The following is a 3,323-nucleotide window of genomic DNA, read 5'->3' as shown; positions in this document are numbered from 1 at the left end:
TAATCAGACAAGTTAAAGAAAATAAGTATTTTGACAAGTTACCGAAACATGAAATGAAAAATGAAAGTTGAAAAAGAAAATTATTAAGATTTCTGTAGCGAATTTTTGAGCAAACAAACAGACTTTGTAAGTAAGACAGTAAAAAATTCGGCAGCTTCCAACGGTCGGTTTTGCGCTATTGCGGTCATATCACGCGGAAAGTTTAGCATGATTTTGAAACCTTGTAGCCCGCTCTAACGTAAGCGAAACCGCAACATCGCAAAGCCGCCAGAACGTTGCCTGCAATGCGCGGGCGACACACGAGCGGAGAAACCGATAGCCGAAAAAGTGGAGGTAAAAACGAAAATAATAAAACAAAATGGCAAATTTTTATTGTAAATGGTGCGGAAACAAGTATTCCAGCGTTCAGACTTTGGTAAATGGTATGTGTTCAAAAAGTCCGACAAAGAAACACGAATTGTACGAAGGAAGTGAGAAATCCCAATATACTTGCAAGTATTGCGGAAATAAGTATTCAAGCCTACAAACATTGACAAATGGTATGTGTTTAAAAAGTCCAACTAAAAAACACCAACCTGCTTTGTAAAAACCATTTATCAAAGGCGGCTACGCCGCCCTTGATAATATTTATTTGAAACAGGAAACTTAAAAAAATATCAGAATGAAAATTAAAGATTATGTTTTTTACGGCATTATTGTAGCCTTTATCGTTCTTTTTTTGGCGGCGGCAATCGTTTTCAAAGTGTTCAATGTTGAAATTTTGCCGACCCAATTTTACGGCGCTTTGATTGGAGTATTTATCACAGCCATTATTACGGCTTTTCTTTTGCGAGGACAAACAGAGGGCGACGAAAAGCGGGAAAAGAGTTTGAAAGTTTTTGAAACTCAAAAAGAAAAGTACAACAATTTTATCAGCGAAATATGGAAAATATGGGATAAGCGTTCCGTAACTTTAGAAGAAGTAAATGATTTGTTGAGAATGGTTTCGCAGGATATTGTACTTTATACAAAACCCAAAACAGTAAATGACATACTACAACATTTGACGCAAATAGCCGAATATGCAAATAGCAAAGAATCTGATAATACAGATGAATTTTCAAAGAAAATGCAAGAGCATATTTTTGGAATTATCAACTCTTTGGCACAAGAAATAAACTTGGGAGGCGAAATTAACGATGATGTTAGAAAAAACCTCAATGCTCTTGAAAACAAATTATTACCATACATTAACAGCAAAAAATACGTCAAAAAGATTAATGAACTTGTCCGTTCAAAAATTCAAGAGCAAGAGTTAAAGGAATTTAAACTTGAACCTGATGAAACAAGTGGCGAACTTAATGTTTTATGGTGGCATATAGACAAAGAAATGTGGCTGCGTGTAGGCGACCAATGGGGAAACGGAAAATTGTATTTTGCTTTTTGGTCGAAATTTGAAAATCGGCAATATCAGAATTACAGATACAGAGTAAAAGGAGCCGAAAAAGATTGGACGAAAGTTTATAACCCTATAGAAAATTTCGCTAAAGATAAATATGTACTCAATTTCAATGATTTTCGGAATGGAAAACCTTTGCCGTCTGATGCTTTGGAAAATTTGGCTAATTATATTGCGGAATTTTTCGCAAAAGAATATGACGAGTTTGACAAAAAAGATATTATCGGCTTAATAGCAGAATGTAACAAATAAATTACAACAAATTTTAATGAAATCATTTGTCTCCATAGATTTTGAAACCGCCAATCAATACAGAAGTATTTGTAGTGTGGGCGTTGTAATTGTAGAAAACGGCATAATTACCGACAAATTTTACAAGTTGGTAAAGCCCGAACCTAATTTTTTCTGCTATTGGGCAACCGACTGCCACGGTTTGACAAAATCGGACACAGAAAACGCAAAAATATTTCCAGATGTTTGGGCAAAAATAACCGAAAAAATTAAAGATTTTCCGTTGGTTGCACACAATAGTCCTTTTGATGAAGGCTGTTTAAGAGCAAATTACGCACAGTACGATATGGAATATCCGAACTATCAATTTTATTGTACTTTGCGAAAAGCAAGACAAAAATTTCCAAATTTGCCAAACCACCAATTACACACCGTTTCGGAATATTTGGGATTTAGACTTGACAATCACCACCACGCATTGGCAGACGCTGAAGCGTGTGCATATATTGCATTAAAAATTTTCAAATAACATAAAGCATTCAATTTATGAACATTAAAGACGAACTTCTAAAAGTATATTGCAAGCGAATATCTGATTTTCAGCATATTCAAGATATTTGCAAAGGCGAACAAATTGCAGGCGCATTTTTGATGTCGCCAAGTGAAAATTACGCAAAACAATCTTTTCCTTTTCTTGCAATCGGGCAGGAAACTTACGGTTGGGAAATTTTTTCAGATGTTGTTACCGAAGAAGAGTGTGCAGGAATGATGTCCGCATACGAAGATTTCAATGTTGGCGAAAAATATTATGCTTCGCCCTTTTGGAATGTAATCCGAAAAATCGAAACGGCATTAAGTAACGAACCTTGTTCGTGCGCTTGGACAAATATCAGCAAGTACGACCAAAACGGCGAAAGACCAGATGCGGAACACGAAAAACTATTCTCAACCGTAGATAATTTACTGATTGACGAAATAAAAATCACAAAACCAAAAATTTGTCTGTTTTTTACAGGTCATAGTTTTGATTATCGCCTTGAAAATATCTTTGAGCAAATAGAATTTGTTGAAGTGAACGGTTTTGACATTAACACATTGTGTCAGTTAAAGCACCCAAATTTGCCGACTTTGACATACAGAACTTATCACCCAAGATATTTGCGAATGAGCGGAATAGAAGAATCGGTAATTGATTTTATAAGTGAGCAAACTAAAAAATAGACAAGAGAAATGCAAGAAATGCACTGCAGGCAACAAGCGGTTTGGCGCAAGCGGGGCTGTGGCTCGCCTGAAAGTTTGTGCGAATTTGGAAGTTTATCGCCCGTCCGAACGGCAGTGAAAGCCCCGCCTGCGCCAAGCCGCTGAGCCGTTATGTGAAAGCTGCTAAACTGTAGCGATAGATAATGCATTTTTATGCCTCAAAAACGGGCAATATTTTTAGCAGTCAAAGTTGAAAAGTTTCAGCGATTCAGAGAGAAAAATTAGCACTAATTAACAATTTAAAAATAAACAAACTATAAAAAGGGTGAAAATATTTTTTTCCGGCTAATTTTTGCTAAAAATTTCATTGTAATTTAAAATGTTTGTTATGAATTAAAAAATTTTTTGCACTTTTATAACAGAAAACTGTAAAACGGGCTTTCGCCCAAGTCTT

3 protein-coding genes are annotated in these 3,323 nt (G+C 35.7%); all 3 read left to right on the top strand.

Annotated features, from left to right (window positions below; all coding sequences use genetic code 11):
* Positions 1-661: 661 nt before the first annotated feature.
* Genes LBH98_00060 through LBH98_00050 form a run of 3 tightly spaced genes read left to right on the top strand, consistent with a single transcriptional unit; the run spans position 662 to position 2,890 of the window.
* Positions 662-1,690, top strand: a complete 1,029-nt coding sequence (locus LBH98_00060; GenBank protein MDR0303157.1) for a hypothetical protein — start codon at positions 662-664, stop codon at positions 1,688-1,690.
* Positions 1,691-1,706: 16 nt separating this feature from the next.
* A complete protein-coding gene (locus LBH98_00055) occupies positions 1,707-2,198 on the top strand; it encodes a 3'-5' exonuclease (protein MDR0303156.1) in 492 nt (163 codons plus the stop codon).
* Between the two features lie 17 nt (positions 2,199-2,215).
* Positions 2,216-2,890, top strand: a complete 675-nt coding sequence (locus LBH98_00050; GenBank protein ID MDR0303155.1) for a hypothetical protein — start codon at positions 2,216-2,218, stop codon at positions 2,888-2,890.
* The last annotated feature ends 433 nt before the right edge of the window (positions 2,891-3,323 follow it).

The sequence above is a fragment of the Chitinispirillales bacterium genome (assembly GCA_031254455.1).
Classification (GTDB): Bacteria; Fibrobacterota; Chitinivibrionia; order Chitinivibrionales; family Chitinivibrionaceae; genus WRFX01.
Note: the sequence above shows the minus strand (reverse complement) of the source record. Positions and strands in the feature narration are given on the sequence as shown.